This window comes from Geobacillus sp. WSUCF1, from assembly GCF_000422025.1.
Classification (GTDB): domain Bacteria; phylum Bacillota; class Bacilli; order Bacillales; family Anoxybacillaceae; genus Geobacillus; species Geobacillus zalihae.
The window spans coordinates 1-15,039 of the sequence record NZ_ATCO01000242.1; the positions used below are offsets into that span (position 1 = coordinate 1).

The 15,039-nt window shown below is 57.8% G+C and carries 13 protein-coding genes and 3 pseudogenes; 12 read left to right on the forward strand and 4 right to left on the reverse strand.

Annotated elements, in window-relative coordinates; translation table 11 throughout:
- The first annotated feature begins 2 nt into the window (after positions 1-2).
- Positions 3-1,613, forward strand: coding sequence for a polysaccharide biosynthesis protein (locus tag I656_RS00580; protein WP_235048673.1), 1,611 nt, complete (start codon positions 3-5; stop codon positions 1,611-1,613).
- 201 nt (positions 1,614-1,814) lie between these two features.
- Here I656_RS00580 and I656_RS00575 read toward each other — a convergent pair whose 3' ends face one another.
- Positions 1,815-2,027 (reverse strand): hypothetical protein, encoded by a 213-nt coding sequence (locus I656_RS00575; protein WP_033006856.1) that lies wholly within the window; start codon positions 2,025-2,027, stop codon positions 1,815-1,817.
- Between the two features lie 104 nt (positions 2,028-2,131).
- Here I656_RS00575 and I656_RS0117000 point away from each other — a divergent pair.
- Positions 2,132-2,869 (forward strand): annotated as a pseudogene (locus I656_RS0117000) (pseudouridine synthase); the annotation flags it as partial.
- A gap of 105 nt (positions 2,870-2,974) precedes the next feature.
- Here the strand turns inward: I656_RS0117000 and I656_RS18410 are convergent.
- A complete protein-coding gene (locus tag I656_RS18410; RefSeq protein ID WP_008880936.1) occupies positions 2,975-3,196 on the reverse strand; it encodes a DeoR family transcriptional regulator in 222 nt (73 codons plus the stop codon).
- A 250-nt stretch (positions 3,197-3,446) separates the two neighbouring features.
- Between I656_RS18410 and pepV the strand changes: the two genes are divergently transcribed.
- From pepV to I656_RS00550, 6 genes and pseudogenes are all read left to right on the forward strand, one after another.
- Positions 3,447-4,862 carry a dipeptidase PepV gene (gene pepV, locus I656_RS00570; RefSeq protein ID WP_020756853.1) on the forward strand — a complete coding sequence of 472 codons (1,416 nt, stop codon included), beginning with the start codon at positions 3,447-3,449 and terminating at the stop codon, positions 4,860-4,862.
- Positions 4,863-4,930: 68 nt separating this feature from the next.
- On the forward strand, positions 4,931-6,115 hold the full coding sequence (gene malA, locus I656_RS00565; protein WP_033006859.1) for a maltose permease: 1,185 nt from the start codon (positions 4,931-4,933) through the stop codon (positions 6,113-6,115).
- Positions 6,112-6,691 (forward strand): annotated as a pseudogene (gene thpR / locus I656_RS0117005) (RNA 2',3'-cyclic phosphodiesterase). Before malA ends, thpR begins: the two are co-directional and overlap by 4 nt.
- 11 nt (positions 6,692-6,702) lie before the next feature.
- Positions 6,703-7,641, forward strand: a complete 939-nt coding sequence (locus I656_RS00560; protein WP_020756856.1) for a hypothetical protein — start codon at positions 6,703-6,705, stop codon at positions 7,639-7,641.
- Between the two features lie 101 nt (positions 7,642-7,742).
- Entirely contained in the window at positions 7,743-9,899 is a 2,157-nt protein-coding gene (gene pulA / locus I656_RS00555) for a type I pullulanase (protein WP_020756857.1), read from the forward strand.
- 308 nt (positions 9,900-10,207) lie between these two features.
- The gene (locus I656_RS00550) at positions 10,208-10,990 is read left to right on the forward strand and encodes a phosphotransferase family protein (protein WP_020756859.1); all 783 of its coding nucleotides are present in this window, start codon (positions 10,208-10,210) and stop codon (positions 10,988-10,990) included.
- A gap of 109 nt (positions 10,991-11,099) precedes the next feature.
- On the opposite strand, the gene I656_RS00545 is transcribed toward I656_RS00550, so the two are convergent.
- Entirely contained in the window at positions 11,100-11,369 is a 270-nt protein-coding gene (locus I656_RS00545; protein ID WP_013524372.1) for a YtzH-like family protein, read from the reverse strand.
- Positions 11,370-11,577: 208 nt separating this feature from the next.
- Here I656_RS00545 and trmB point away from each other — a divergent pair, with 208 nt between their 5' ends.
- Both trmB and I656_RS00535 read left to right on the forward strand, forming a co-directional pair.
- Positions 11,578-12,231 carry a tRNA (guanosine(46)-N7)-methyltransferase TrmB gene (gene trmB / locus I656_RS00540; RefSeq protein ID WP_020756861.1) on the forward strand — a complete coding sequence of 218 codons (654 nt, stop codon included), beginning with the start codon at positions 11,578-11,580 and terminating at the stop codon, positions 12,229-12,231.
- A 79-nt stretch (positions 12,232-12,310) separates the two neighbouring features.
- Complete coding sequence (locus I656_RS00535; RefSeq protein WP_020756862.1) at positions 12,311-13,159, forward strand: MBL fold metallo-hydrolase; 849 nt, start codon at positions 12,311-12,313, stop codon at positions 13,157-13,159.
- Here the strand turns inward: I656_RS00535 and I656_RS0117010 are convergent.
- Complete coding sequence (locus I656_RS0117010; protein ID WP_033006861.1) at positions 13,154-13,453, reverse strand: PepSY domain-containing protein; 300 nt, start codon at positions 13,451-13,453, stop codon at positions 13,154-13,156. The genes I656_RS00535 and I656_RS0117010 overlap by 6 nt on opposite strands.
- 116 nt (positions 13,454-13,569) lie before the next feature.
- Here I656_RS0117010 and I656_RS00530 point away from each other — a divergent pair, with 116 nt between their 5' ends.
- Both I656_RS00530 and I656_RS0117015 read left to right on the forward strand, forming a co-directional pair.
- Positions 13,570-14,646 (forward strand): M42 family metallopeptidase, encoded by a 1,077-nt coding sequence (locus I656_RS00530; protein ID WP_033006862.1) that lies wholly within the window; start codon positions 13,570-13,572, stop codon positions 14,644-14,646.
- Positions 14,647-14,691: 45 nt separating this feature from the next.
- A pseudogene (locus tag I656_RS0117015) lies at positions 14,692-15,039 on the forward strand (DUF84 family protein); the annotation flags it as partial.

A 15,039-nucleotide genomic window follows, 5' to 3' on the forward strand; every position in this document is an offset into this window, starting at 1 on the left:
AACTGCTGCGCGGCACGTTTATTTTAACGGCTGGCGTGATGATTTCTCGCCTTCTTGGTTTATTTTACGTCATCCCGTTTTACCATCTTGTCGGCGAGCGCGGCGGGGCGCTGTACGGATACGGCTATGTGCCGTACCAAATTTTTTTGAGCTTGGCGACCGGCGGGCTGCCGGTGGCGGTGTCAAAGTTTGTGTCGAAATACAACGCGCTTGGGGAATACGGCGTTGGCTATCGGCTCTTTCGCTCCGGCCTTGTCTTGATGATCGCAAGCGGCATCGCCTCATGGCTCATTTTGTACGCCCTGGCGCCCATCTTGGCGCCGCACGTCATCGATGCGAAAACGAACGTCAACTCGGTCGACGACGTCACGGCCGTCATCCGCGCGGTCAGCTTTGCGCTCCTCATCGTGCCGGTGATGAGCTTGATCCGCGGATTTTTCCAAGGACATGAGTCGATGGGCCCGACGGCGCTGTCGCAAGTCGTCGAACAAATCGCGCGCATCGCGTTTTTGCTTGGGGCGTGCTACGTCATTTTGCGCCTGATGGACGGCTCGATCGTCTCCGCTGTGAGCGCGGCGACGTTTGCCGCGTTTGTCGGGGCGGCGGCGGGGCTTTTGGTGTTGCTTGTCTATTGGTGGAAGCGGCGTCCGTATTTGCAGTCGCTGCTTGCGCGTGACCGCGGCGAAGCGGACGTGTCGCTTTTGGCGATGTATAAAGAGCTGCTTCTTTCTTCGATTCCGTTTGTTTTTGTCGGCTTGTCGATGTCGCTGTACCAGCTCGTCGATCAGTTTACGTTCAATCACGCGATGGCGGCGGCGGGCCGCGGGAGCATCTCGGAGCACGCGTATTCCGTGTTCAACATGTGGGCGCAAAAGCTCGTCGTCATCCCCGTGACGCTCGCGACCTCGTTCAGCTTGGCGCTCATCCCGACGATTACGAAAGCGTATGTCGCGCAAGACCGGAAAGCGCTGCGGCAATATTTGAACCAGACGTTTCAAGTGCTCATGTTTTTAACGCTCCCGGCGGTGATTGGCATGGCGGTGCTGGCAGGGCCGGTGTACAGCTCGTTTTACAGCTATGATCCGCTTGGTGAACAAGTGTTGCGCTGGTATGCGCCGGCGGCGATTTTGTACGCTTTGTTTTCTGTGACGGCGGCGATCATGCAAGGCATCAACGAGCAGCGGTTTACGGTCGTCAGTTTGACAGCCGGCTTGCTTGTGAAGCTTTTGCTCAACACGCCGCTCATTATGAAATGGTCGGCCGTCGGGGCCATTGTGGCCACGATGGCGGGCTATTTCGTCTCGGTGGCGTTCAACTTATGGGTCATTCAGCGCCGCACGCGCTACCGCTATCGGTTTGTCGCCCGCCGGACGGCGTTTATGGCCATCCTGACGGCGGCGATGTCAGCGGCGGTTATGGGGGTCGAGGCGCTGGCGTCCCGATGGATCGATTACCGCGCCGGCACCGCTGAATCGGTGGGCGCTGTTTCCATCGGCGCAGCGGTCGGGGCGGCCATCTACTTGTTTCTCAGCATCCGCTCCGGGTTGTTTTCGGCGCTGTTTGGCGACCGGTTTGCGTTTTGGCGCCGGAAAGAGAAAAAGGCGGTATCGTAGACGAGGGTGTATGGGGGGATCGGCCGTTTCCTAGAAGCGGCTCGTTTAGGCCGGGAGCCTGGCGGACGGCGCTTCTTGCGAACATCGCGGCGCCCGAGCGAAAGGGTTCGACGACGGCTGTTTTTCGCCCTCCCCCATGCCGTTCGGCTTGCGGCAAAAAAAGAAGAAGGCGGTCGTCCCCGCCTTCTTTCTCCATTTCGCTTACGACAGGCCGAGCCGGCGTTCGACGCGATCGAGGCGGCTTTCCACCCGGTCGAGCCGGCGGTCGAGCCGTTCGACGGCCCGCTCAAGCCGTTCGATGCGCCGCGCCCAGTTGGCGAATGGCCCGCCTGGGTATCCGGGCCAAAATTGGCTGGCTGGCGGCTGTTGACGGTAATCATCCAACGTTGGGACATAATAGTAATATTCATTCATCGGCAAATCCCCCTTCTTGATGTTTCCTTCACAGTGTATGGGGGGAAGGCGGAAGCGGACTAGATGAACGCCTAATGAAGGCCATATTTTTAGGAGGGAGATTTGTGGAGCTGCGCATTGACAAGCTGCTCGCCCATATGGGGTATGGGACGAGGAAGGAAGTGAAAAAGCTACTCAAGTCCGGAGCGGTGAAAGTGGACGGCGCGCCGGTTCGTGATGCGAAAACGAAAGTGCGGCCGGATGAGCAAATCGTGACCGTTTGGGGAGAAACGGTCGAGTACAAGCCATTCATTTACTTGATGATGAATAAGCCTTCGGGGGTCGTTTCCGCGACGGAAGATGCCGTGGAAGAGACGGTCGTCGATTTGCTTGAAGAAGAAGACCGGGCATTTTCCCCGTTTCCGGTCGGGCGGCTTGACAAAGATACGGAAGGGCTGCTGCTCTTGACGAATGACGGCCAGCTCGCCCATCAGCTGTTGTCGCCGAAAAAACACGTGCCGAAAACGTATTTTGCCGTCGTGGACGGGGAAGTGACGGAAGCGGATGTCGCGGCGTTTCAGCGCGGCGTCGTCCTTGATGACGGCTATGAAACAAAGCCGGCCAAGCTCGTTGTGTTGAAATCCGGCCTTCGTTCCGATGTCGAGGTGACGATCACCGAAGGGAAGTTCCATCAAGTGAAGCGGATGTTTCAAGCGGTCGGCAAGCGGGTCGTCTATTTAAAACGAATTCAAATGGGGCCGCTCGCCCTTGACCCGGATTTGGCCGTCGGCGAGTATCGGGAATTGACGGACGAAGAGGTGGACATGTTGAAGCAATACCGGCCAGAGACGGACGAAAAAAAAAGGAACCTGACGCGGTTCCTTTTTTATGGAAAAATAGTGGATATTCATCTGTGGAAAAATGGTTCGCGTTCATCTCCCATCTTGCCTACCCTATTGGCACCGGGTTTACGAAGAGATGCGCACTTTTTTGTTTGTGGTCGTCCATTTGCCCTTGCTTGGGCTGCGAACGAGATCGTTGTACATAAGCACGTTTAAGTCGCGCTGGATCGTTCGTGGGGTGGTGCCGAACTCATCAACAAGCTCTTGGGTCGTAACCGTTCCTTTTTCGCTAATGTACATATACACGGATTTGATGCGGGTAAGCATCCGATGTGTTGAAGGTTTCAAAAGACCACTCCCTATCTTAGCATCATTCGCATGGCACAACCGACTGCTAGCAGATGAGAGATGTCTTTGTCTGTTTACTACCATTGTACACGAAATGAGAGGGAAAATGCTACCCGGTTGCCTCTATTCACGAAAAATTTCAACATTTTGTCATGAAACGGAAATCGATTTGCAACGAATGAAACATTTTGACTTCCTGTTTTTGATATGATACGTTGGCAACAAAGGGTGTTGAATAAGGAAAGGAAGAATGGCGTTGAACATCGACTGGATGAACGAAGCGAAGAAACGAAAAGACGATCTTGTCCGCGACGTGCAAGCGCTTGTCCGCATTCCGAGCGTCCGCGATGATCAGCAGGCGCAGCCGGGCGCGCCGTTTGGGCCCAAGGTGGCCGAGGCGCTTGAGCATATGCTTCGCCGCGGCCGGGAGGAAGGGTTTCGCGTCAAAAATGTGGACGGGTTTGCCGGGCATATCGAAATGGGGCATGGGGAGAAACTTGTCGGCGTGCTCGGCCATATCGACGTCGTGCCGCCTGGGGACGGCTGGACGATGGATCCGTTTGCCGCTGAGGTGCGCGATGGCCGCCTTTACGGGCGCGGCGCGATCGATGACAAAGGGCCGACCGTCGCGGCGTTTTACGCGATGAAAATCATCCGTGACCTCGGGCTGCCGCTTGGCAAGCGGGTGCGGCTTATCATCGGGGGCGATGAGGAAAGCGACTGGCGGTGCGTAGAGCACTATTTTCGTCATGAAGAAATGCCGGATGTCGGATTTGCGCCGGATGCTGATTTTCCGATCATTCATGCCGAAAAAGGAATCATTGACGCCGATTTGTCGTACCGCCCGCTTGAATCGGCGGAGGCGGAAGGGCTCGCGCTTGCCTCATTCCAAGCCGGGCGCCGCTACAATATGGTGCCGGATGCGGCCGAAGCGGTGGTGGAAGGAGCGGGACGGACGGAGGAGCTGCTTGGCCTCTATGAACAGTTTTGCCGGGAGCGCGGCGTAAAGGGGAGCATCAGGCAAAGCGAAGGGGCCGTCGTCTTTCAATTGGAAGGGGTGTCCGCTCATGGCGCCGAGCCGGAGCGCGGCAAAAACGCCGGCGTCTATTTGGCGCAGTTTTTGGCGTCGCTTCCGCTCGATGGCCGAAGCCGGCCGTTCATTCAGTTTGTGGCCTCCGCCTTTTTCGGCGATGCCCGCGGCCGGCGGCTTGGCCTTGCGTATCGCGACGAACAAAGCGGCGACTTGACCGTCAACGTCGGGGTGCTGTCGTATGACCGGCAGCATGGCGGAACGATTGGGCTGAACATCCGCTATCCGGTGACGGCCGACGGCGAGGCGATCCGCCGGACGCTCGCTGGCGCCGCGGCTGAACATGGATTCGCGCTCAGCCGGTTCAGCGATACGAAGCCGCATTATATCGACCCCAACCACGAGCTTGTCCGCACGCTTCAGCGCGTCTACGAAGAGCAGACGGGCGAGCCGGCCCGGCTTTTGGCCATCGGCGGCGGCACATACGCCCGCGCCTTGAACGCCGGGGTGGCGTTTGGCGCGTTGTTTCCGGGCCGTCCGGATGTCGCCCACCAGAAAGATGAGTATATCGAAATCGACGATTTGGTGAAAGCGACCGCCATTTACGCGCAGGCGATTTACGAGCTGGCGAAATAAACGGCGGTCCGCCGCCCCGGCGAAAAAGAGAGCGGGGCGGGCGTTGTTTGAACGAAAGGGGGGACGGGATGGAAGCGGCGTTCAAACGGGAGGCGGCGGTGCGAAAACAGGTGTTTCCGCTCTTTTATTTTCTCATCTTTTTTGCTTTTGGCGCGTTGTTTCCGCTTTTGTCCGTCTATTTGCAGGAAGAGGCGCGCCTTTCGGGGGCGGCGATCGGCTGGATCATGTCGCTTCCCCCGATCGTGACGATGGCGGCCCAGCCGCTTTGGGGCACGGCGGCCGATTATACGCGCAAACCGGTCGAACTGTTGACGCTGGCGCTCGGGGTGACAGCGCTGTTTGGGTTTCTTTATTCGCTGGCCGGAAGCTACCGGGTGTTCGTCGCCTTGACCGTGCTGCTGTCGGCGGCGCAAAGCGCGATCGTTCCACTCTCCGACAGCATCGCTCTTCATCATGTGCGCCGCTCGGGCGGAAACTACGGGGCGATTCGGCTTTGGGGATCGATCGGGTTTGCCGCGGCCGTGTTGGTTGTCGGATGGCTGTCTGATCATGTCGCGTTTGTGGTCATTTTTTACGCCTTTTCTGTGGCGCTGCTGGCCGCGTTGGCTTTGGCCGCCCGTCTGCCGCGCTACCCGATGGCGGCGCCGGGGGCGTTGACGTTTCAGGATGTGCGCGGGCTGCTGTCCGTCCGCTCGTTTCAGCTCCTGCTTGTCGCAACATTTTTGCTGTTTGGTCCGATTTATGCCAACAATTCCTATTTCGGGCTGTTGATCCACGAGCTTGGCGGCACGCTGACCGGCATCGGCTTCGCCTTTTGGCTGGCTGCCGGAAGCGAAGCGCCGTTTATGAAAACGGCCGACCGGCTCATCCGCCGGTTCGGCATGACGCGCCTGCTCGTGTTGGCTGCGCTCGTGTCGGCCGCCCGCTGGTGGTCGTATGTCGCCGATCCGCCGCTTTGGTTTGTCTATATCACAGCGATCGTTCAAGGATGTTCGGTCGGGCTGGCAATTCCAACCGCCCTCCAGTATGTGCGCCGCTTGGCGCCCGAGCGGGTGCAGGCGACGGCCGTCGCCCTTTACTCGGCGACGAGCAGCGGACTTGGCGCGTGGTTTTGCACGTTGGTGGGCGGATATTTGTTTGAGCGTTGGCAAATCGGCGCTGTCTACTTGTTTTTTAGCATCTGCACGATCGTGGGTGTGCTCGTGCTCCTTTTGCTCGCAAAACGAGAACGAACGGCAGGTGAAGAGAAGTGAAACGAAGCCATTATTTTATCGCTGTTCCGCTGACGTCTGAAGCGAAACAAGCCATTGCCCGATTTTCGGGGGATGCGGCGTCGTCGCTGCCGTTTCGCACATGGGTGCATGAAGAGGACTATCATATCACCCTCGCGTTTTTAGGCGATGTGCCGCCGAAAAAAAATGGCGCCGCTGTGCGAGGCGATGGCCGCCGTCGCCGCCAAAAGCGCCCCGTTTTCCCTCGCGCTTGCCGGGCTTGGGACGTTCGGAGAGCGGACGGCGCCTCGCGTTTTTTGGCAAGGAGTCGAAACGGAAGAAGCGTTGAATGGATTGCGGCGCGACGTGTATGAAGCGTGCATGAAGCTTGGGTTTTCCTTGGACCGGCGTCCGTTTGCCCCGCATATTACGATCGCCCGCAAATGGCAGGGAGCCGAACCGTTTCGCCCGGATCGCCTCCGTTCGCTTGCCGCGGCCAAGGTGGTGTTTTCGGTGCCTGAGATCGTGCTGTATCGGACGAATATGGAACGGACGCCGAAGTACGAAGCGATCGCCGTGTTCCCGTTGCTTGGCGCGCCGATGAATGACCGGGAATAGCAGGTGAAACAATGGGTCAGCTCGTGAAACTCATGGATTGCATTTCCCGTTACGAAACGGATGTGTACTATTATGTACCGGAATTCATCCGGCTCAAGCAACGGCAATGGGAGCAGGCAAAAGCGCGGTGGCAAGCCGAACGAACGGCTGAGGCCAGCGGATGGCTTGAAACGGGCGAGACGTGGGATGTTTGGCTTGACAAACCGTCATGGTGGGAACGGCTGACGAAACGATGGCGCCGCCGTGCCGCGCTTACGGAAGAAGAGCCGTTTTCTCTTGCGCCGATGGCTCGTCCGGCGGCTACTCTGGAGGAATTGAAACAGCAGTTTTTGGATGAGTTGTTCGAGTTGCAGCTGAAATGGGCGAGTTCCACGATGATGTACGTTTCCTCCCTCGATGAGGCCGTGTATGGCGATGAGACGTTGAAATATTTTTTGCAGCGGTTTCCGGATACGCATTTATGTTTTTACCGGCCGGTGGCGATGGTCGGCAAGGCGCCGGTGGAGCTGGAGACGATGATGTTGACGCCATCCGCGCTCTGGTGCATTGCCTTTGTCGAAGGAAGGCCGGACAACATCGTCATGGCGTCAACCGGCCGGTTTTGGGTGGAACAGGCCGGAACGAACGAAACGAGGCTGGTCAACCCGGTCGTGTCGCTGCGGCGGACGGAGCAGATCGTTTCGGAGATTTTTCGCAAACATGGGGTTGATTGGCCGCTCCATCTCGTGCTGTTAAACCGCTCCGGCTACATTGACAGCGGCGGTCTTTTTCCGTTTATCCGCTATATTGATAAGCGAAATTATGACGAGTGGTTTTCCCGCCTGCGCCGCTCAGCTCTCCCGCTTCGGCACGGGCAGCTGAAAGCGGCTGAGGCGCTGCTTCGCCATTGCGCCAGCTTTTACGACCGCCGGCAAGACGAGAATATGAACAGCGAGGAAGGGCAACAATAGAAACATCTGTGCATCGATAGGGCGACCGGCCGATGATTTGGCACCGCCCTTTTTCTTTTACGTATGATGGTATTAACCGGAGAAAAAAGGGGTGAACGCACATGCTTCACATCAGCCGAACGTTTGCCGCCTATTTGGACGAGATGGATCAAATCGTTGTGCTTGCGCCGAAATCGCTCGGCTTTGATGGAATGGCGCCGTTTACGCTCGTGGCGCCGAGCGGCGAGGAGATTCCGCTGTCCGTGCAGCACGTCGAGGATGTTGGGGAGACGGTGAAATATGTGTGCCGGTTTGCATCCGCGTTCGAGTTTGGAGCGACATACTGGGTGCGTTCTTGCCGCGGGGAGGAGACCGATGTTCAAATCGGCGCCGTTGTGCGCACTCCTGCATTTGATGATCGGTTTTTCTATGATGGGCCGTTAGGAGCGGAGTATTTCAAAGAACAGACCGTATTTCGCGTCTGGGCGCCGACTGCCACCGCGGTCAACGTCAAGCTGGTTCATCCGCATCTCGGCGAGGTTCATTGCGTGCCGCTTGAGCGCGGCGAGCGCGGCGTATGGTCAGCCGCCGTCCCCGGCGATTGGGAGCGAGCGTGTTACACGTATATCGCCTGCATCAACCGCGTATGGCGCGAGGCGGTGGACCCGTATGCGACTGCTGTTTCGATCAATGGCGAGTTCGGCGTCGTGATCGACTGGGAGAAAACGAAGCTGGCGCCGCCTTCTTCGCCGCTTCCGCCGCTCTGTTCGCCGACGGATGCCATCATTTATGAACTGAGCATCCGCGACTTTACGAGCCACCCGGACAGCGGCGCCGTCCATAAAGGGAAGTATCTCGGGCTGGCTGAAACGAACACAAGCGGGCCAAACGGGACGGCCACCGGGCTTTCGTATGTCAAAGAGCTGGGCGTCACCCATGTGCAGCTCATGCCGTTTACCGATTTTGCCGGGGTTGATGAGCGCGACCCACAAGCGGCTTACAACTGGGGATACAATCCCCTTCATCTATATGCGCCGGAAGGGAGTTATGCGACCGATCCAGCGGATCCATACGCGCGCATCATCGAGTTGAAACAGGCGATCCGCACGTTGCATGAAAACGGATTGCGCGTCGTGATGGATGCGGTCTACAACCATGTCTACGATCGGGAGCAATCGCCGCTTGAGAAGCTCGTTCCCGGCTATTACTTTCGCTACGACGCCTATGGCCAACCGGCCAACGGCACCGGCGTCGGCAACGACATCGCTTCGGAGCGGCGGATGGCGCGCCGCTGGATCGTCGATTCGGTTGTATTTTGGGCGAAAGAATATGGCATTGACGGGTTCCGCTTTGATTTGATGGACGTGCACGATATCGAGACGATGAAAGCGGTGCGCGATGCCCTCGACGCCATCGATCCGTCGATCCTTGTGTATGGGGAAGGTTGGGACTTGCCGACGCCCCTTCCTCCGGAACAAAAGGCGACGATGGCCAACGCCAAGCAGCTGCCGCGCTTCGCTTATTTCAATGACCGGTTTCGCGATGCGGTGAAAGGGAGCACCTTTCATTTGCCGGACCGTGGATTCGCCCTCGGCAACCCAGGCGGGCGAGAACAGGTGAAGCTCGCCATTGCCGGGAGCTTGCGAGCGCTCGGCGGGCTGTTTTGCCACCCGCGTCAGTCGATCAATTACGTCGAATGCCATGACAACCATACGTTTTGGGATAAGATGGAGGCGGCCAACCATGATGAGCCGGAATGGCTCCGGAGGAAGCGGCAAAAGCTGGCGACGGCGATCGTTCTGTTGGCGCAAGGCATTCCGTTTTTGCACAGCGGCCAAGAGTTTTATCGGACGAAAGGCGGCGATGGGAACAGCTACCGATCGCCCGATGCGGTCAATCAGCTGGATTGGGGGCGGAAAAGCCGCTATGAAGACGACGTCCGCTACGTTCAAGGATTGATCGCTCTTCGCCGCGCGCATGGCGCGTTCCGCCTCGCGACGGAAGCGGAAGTGCTGCGTCATTTCACGTTTCTTGAGCCGTTGCCGCCGTCGGTCATCGCCTATCGGCTGCATGATGTCGCCGTCTATGGGCCTTGGGAGGACATCATCGTCGTGCATCATAACGAGGAGAAAGAGACCGCCATTGCGCTCCCCGACGAGCGCGAGTGGGCGGTTGTATGCGACGGACAGCGATGCGGGACAACGCCCTTTGGCCAAGCGCGCGGCATGCTTCGGCTCGACGGCGTCGGCACATGGGTGCTCGTCCAGCCTGCGGGGTAATCGCTCAGACGGCGCGTGGGAATTGTCTCAAGGTTTGCAGAGGAGCGGTGGTTATCGATTTGATGAAACATGCCGCCGTTGAGACGAAACGGGAAAGGGCGGCCGACCGGAGTGGGAGCCGCGGGGCGCTTCCGCTTTGGCAGTTTTAAGCAAGGTGTTTGCCGAGAAAAATGTTTGCATGCCGGAGCGGTATTTCAGTATAATACAAGTAAAATGGACGGAAGAAGGACGCGGCCTGGCCGTCCTTTTTATTTGGGCGCGAGAAGCAAACGGAGACGTTTCTATTTTTAAGTCGCAGGTGAACACGCTTGGAACAGTTACTAGGTAAGGAGTGGGAGATCACTCCCGCTGGCGGCGCTACAGGGGATGCGTATTTTGCGGAATATGAAGGAAAGAAATTGTTTTTAAAGCGGAATTCTTCTCCGTTTCTTGCTGTATTGTCGGCCGAGGGCATCGTCCCGAAGCTTGTATGGACGAAGCGGCTCGAAAACGGCGATGTGTTTACGGCCCAGCAATGGCTGAACGGCCGGGAGCTGAAGCCGTGGGAGATGGGAAGCGAGCAAGTGGCGGCGCTGCTAAGGAAAATCCATCGTTCAAAAGAGCTGGTGACGATGCTGAAGCGGCTCGGCAAATCTCCGCTGCGCGCGAAGAAGATGCTCGCTGCGCTCGCTGAGCAACAGCGGCGCCATCCGGCCGGTGGTTCTGTCGTCTGTCAGGCGCTTGACTGGCTGGAGCAGCATGTGTCGTCATTGCCGGATGGCGAATATGTTGTCTGCCACTGTGACATCAACCATAACAATTGGCTGCTGGCCGACGATGGCACGTTGTACTTGATCGATTGGGACGGAGCGATGATCGCTGATCCGGCGATCGACATCGGCATGTTGCTTCATCTGTACATTCCGCGCGCCGAATGGAAGACGTGGCTCGACCAGTACGGATGGGAATGGAGCCAGGAGCTTGGCCTCCGCCTAAAGTGGTATACGATCGCTCATACGTTGCACTCGCTGTTTTGGCCGAAAGGGAAGGACGGCCAAAAAGAAAAGGAGCAGTCGCTTCGGTTATTGAAGCGCGTCATGGTAGAGAGTTGACCAAGCGAGGCCTCAGCGTCCGAACGGCCGGCGCTGGGGGCGGCGCGATCGCTGCGTTCGGTTGTCGCCGCGCCGTTTGTTTCCGCTGTCGATGACGGAGACGCCGCGGTCAGGACAGCCCATTCACCCAATCGGCGAGCTGGCCTTGGTGGGCGGAAATGTGGGCGTTTAAGTCAGCGCTGTATTTCCCGCCTTGGCCATAAGCGTAAATATGGGGGAGAATTTGCTTGACTTGGCTGTTCACCTCATCGTTGGCGAGCAGCGATTTGGCGAGCCGTTCAATTTGTTCGCATTCGGAAACCGTTCCGCAGCAATCGAGCTGATGTTCGGATAAAATGTCGCGAAGTACGGTCAATTGATGGTTATAGTCGAGCGGCATGCTGGTCACCATCCTTTCGCCAGGCTGTACGGTTTTATCATGCCCGGATCGAGCCGAGTTTATGATTCGAAACCGAAAAGACCCCCTGCTTCCACGCGTGAGCGTAGATGGGAGAGCGTTCAGGCCCGGGCGTTTTTTCGCGTTTGCTTCTTTGGCGCGAGTGTGGTATCGTCAAACCAACAAACGGAAACAAGGCTGAGGTGTCAATATGCGTTTGCGCAACAAACCGTGGGCGAAAGACAAAATCGCCGCGTATCCGCAATACGTCATTCCCGATCCCGAAGCAAAGCGCGGGCGATGGCGCGAGCTGTTCGGCCGTGATCGGCCGATCCATGTCGAGATCGGGACGGGGAAAGGCAAATTTATCACGGAAATGGCCAAACTTCATCCGGATGTCAATTTCATCGGCATCGAGCTGTACCCGAGCGTGCTCGTGTCCGCGCTTGACAAACTGATCGAAAGCGGGCTCGCGAACGTCAAGCTGCTGAACGCCAATGCGAAAGATCTGACTGCGTTTTTTGCCGACGGGGAAGTGTCGCGCCTTTATTTGAACTTTTCCGACCCATGGCCGAAAAAGCGGCACGAAAAGCGGCGGCTGACGTATCGGGGCTTTTTGGCGCTCTATGACCGCATTTTGGCGGAAGACGGAGACATCCATTTGAAAACGGACAATCAATCGTTTTTCGAATACTCGCTTGTCAGTTTGTCGCAATATGGGTTTGTGCTCGCATCGGTCCAGCTCGACTTGCATCAAAGCGGCATGACGGACAATGTCATGACAGAGTATGAGGAAAAATTTTCCTTAAAAGGAAACCGCATTTACCGATGCGAGGCGGTGCGCCCGCCGCGGCGGTCGTCATAGGCCCGAACCGATTGGTCGGGTCTTTTTCTATTTCCGATTGATGGAGAAAATGGTACACTAGTGAGGGGGGAGAGAGGAAATGGAACAGTTGCGAATTGGACAAGTCACCTTGACATGGCTGCAAGGCGGCGTCACCCATCTTGACGGCGGGGCGATGTTTGGCGTCGTGCCGAAACCGCTTTGGTCGAAAAAATATCCTCCGAACGACAACAATCAAATCGAGCTGCGCACCGATCCGATTTTGGTGGAAGCCTATGGAAAACGGCTGCTCATTGAATCCGGCATCGGCAACGGCAAGCTGACCGACAAGCAAAAGCGCAACTTCGGCGTCACGGAAGAATCAGCGATTGATGAATCGCTTGCCAAGCTCGGGCTGACGCGGCGCGACATCGACATCGTCATCATGACCCATTTGCATTTTGACCATGCGTGCGGATTGACCGTTTGGGAAGACGGACGGCTCGTGCCGGCGTTTCCGCGCGCGGCGATCATCACCTCGGATGTCGAGTGGGAGGAAATGCGAAACCCGAACATCCGATCGCGCAATACGTATTGGAAAGAAAATTGGGAGCCGATCGCGGATCAAGTCGTTCCGTTTACAAAGGAAACGGAAGTCGTTCCTGGCATCCGCCTCATCCATACCGGCGGGCATAGCGCCGGGCATGCGATCGTGCTCATCGAATCAGACGGGGAGATGGCCATTCATCTTGGCGATTTGCTTGGCACGCACGCCCATCAAAACGTCCTTTGGGTGATGGCGTACGACGATTACCCCATGGATTCGATTTTTGCCAAACAGCGATGGCTCCCGTACGGCGTAAAGCAAAATGCGTGGTTTACCTTCTACCATGATGCCTACTATCGGGCTGTGAAATGGCAGGAAGACGGGACGATGGCCGCCGTCGTGAAGCGGGAGCGGCCGCTATGACAGCGGCTTGGCGTCTACGATGGCTCCCGTGTAGGCGTTGATGAAAAACTCGTCATCCCCGTCGTCGCGGCAGACGCCGCCGCGGTATACGGTGTACGCCAGGCCGTTTTTCTCATACCGCTCCGGGGCGGATTGAATCCAGGAACCGCGGATGGCGCGCGGACCGCCAAGCGCGCGTTTGGCCATGGCCAGCGCTTGTTCCGGGGCAAGGAGCGCCGGTTTGGAAGCGGAGCGGATGGCATAGACGACGGCCGCACCGACGGCGGCGCCGACGAGCCACTGTTTCCAAGCCATGTTTCTTTCCTCCTTCTCGCTTTGATACGGTTTAGTATAGCCGATTTTGGCGGAACATGTAAGAAGGACGGAAAGAAACGGAACGGTGAAATCGAACATAGAAAGGGAGACGCGTGATGAATGAGGACACGCTGCAATTATTCCAAACGTTGACCGAGCTTCCAGGCGCACCGGGTTATGAACATCCGGTGCGGCAGTTTATGCGCAAAGAGCTCGAGAAATACGCCGATGACATTGTGCAAGACCGCCTCGGGAGCCTTTTCGGCGTCAAACGCGGCGATGAGGCGGGCCCGACGGTGATGGTTGCCGGCCATATGGATGAAGTCGCATTTATGGTGACGGCGATCACCGACAATGGCATGATTCGGTTTCAGCCGCTCGGCGGCTGGTGGGATCAAGTGCTGCTCTCCCAGCGCGTGCAGATTATCACGGACGGAGGGCCGGTCATCGGCGTGATCGGGTCGATTCCGCCGCATTTGCTTGATGAGGAGCAGCGCAAGAAACCAATGGAGATGAAAAACATGTTGATTGACATCGGAGCGGAAAGCCGTGAAGATGCCGAACGAGTCGGCGTCCGCCCCGGTCAGCCGATCGTGCCGGTCAGCCCATTCACGGTGTTGGCCAACGGAAAAACCGTGATGGCAAAAGCGTGGGACAATCGGTTTGGCTGCGGGTTGGCGATCGAGCTGTTAAAAGAGCTGAACGGCGAAACAGTGCCGAACGTCTTGTACGCTGGAGCGACTGTGCAGGAAGAGGTCGGGCTGCGTGGGGCCCAGACGGCGGCAGCGATGATCAACCCGGATATCTTTTTCGCCTTGGAAGCCAGCCCGGCCAACGACATGTCCGGCGACAAGCAGGCGTTCGGCCATATCGGCAAAGGGGCGCTCATCCGCTTGTACGACCGGACGATGATTACGCACCGCGGCATGCGCGAGTTTGTGCTTGACACCGCGGAAACGATTGGCGTCCCGTATCAGTTTTTCATTTCCCCAGGCGGCGGAACCGACGCCGGGCGGGTCCATATCGCCAACCGCGGCGTGCCGTCGGCGGTGATCGGCATTTGCGCCCGCTACATTCATACGCATGCGTCGATCATTCATATCGATGATTACGCGGCGGCCAAACAGCTCATCGTTGAGCTCGTCAAACGGTGCGACCGGACGACGGTCGAGACGATTCGCCAAAACAGCTGAGGAGAAGCGAACGCTTCTCCTTTTCCATGACAAGGAGGGCACTGGATGAAAACTGTTGCGGTCGGAACGAACAATGAAGCGAAAATCGCCGCCGTTCGGGCGGTGCTTTCGGAAAAGGAATACCGCATTGTATCGCTTGAGGTGCCATCAGGCGTTTCCGCACAGCCGCTGTCCGATGAGGAGACGCGGCTTGGCGCCATCGGGCGCGCCAAACGGGCGCTCGAAGCGGCGGAGGCGGACATCGGCATCGGATTGGAAGGCGGCGTGACGAAGATCGATGGGCAATGGTGGCTGTGCAACTGGGGGGGCGCTCGCTGACCGAAACGGAGTGGTGGTGGCCGCCGCCGGCGCCCGCCTCGCCCTCCCGCCGGACGTCGGGGGCCGGCATCGAGG

Excerpts from the sequence above, each read along its gene's own strand:
- pulA (WP_020756857.1), top strand. The coding sequence starts at position 7,743 with ATGCTTCACATCAGCCGAACGTTTGCCGCCTATTTGGACGAGATGGAT.
- I656_RS00545 (WP_013524372.1), bottom strand. The coding sequence starts at position 11,369 with ATGCCGCTCGACTATAACCATCAATTGACCGTACTTCGCGACATTTTA.
- I656_RS00575 (WP_033006856.1), bottom strand. The coding sequence starts at position 2,027 with ATGAATGAATATTACTATTATGTCCCAACGTTGGATGATTACCGTCAA.
- I656_RS0117010 (WP_033006861.1), bottom strand. The coding sequence starts at position 13,453 with ATGGCTTGGAAACAGTGGCTCGTCGGCGCCGCCGTCGGTGCGGCCGTC.
- trmB (WP_020756861.1), top strand. The coding sequence starts at position 11,578 with ATGCGTTTGCGCAACAAACCGTGGGCGAAAGACAAAATCGCCGCGTAT.
- I656_RS00535 (WP_020756862.1), top strand. The coding sequence starts at position 12,311 with ATGGAACAGTTGCGAATTGGACAAGTCACCTTGACATGGCTGCAAGGC.
- malA (WP_033006859.1), top strand. The coding sequence starts at position 4,931 with ATGGAAGCGGCGTTCAAACGGGAGGCGGCGGTGCGAAAACAGGTGTTT.
- I656_RS00530 (WP_033006862.1), top strand. The coding sequence starts at position 13,570 with ATGAATGAGGACACGCTGCAATTATTCCAAACGTTGACCGAGCTTCCA.
- I656_RS00560 (WP_020756856.1), top strand. The coding sequence starts at position 6,703 with ATGGGTCAGCTCGTGAAACTCATGGATTGCATTTCCCGTTACGAAACG.
- pepV (WP_020756853.1), top strand. The coding sequence starts at position 3,447 with ATGGCGTTGAACATCGACTGGATGAACGAAGCGAAGAAACGAAAAGAC.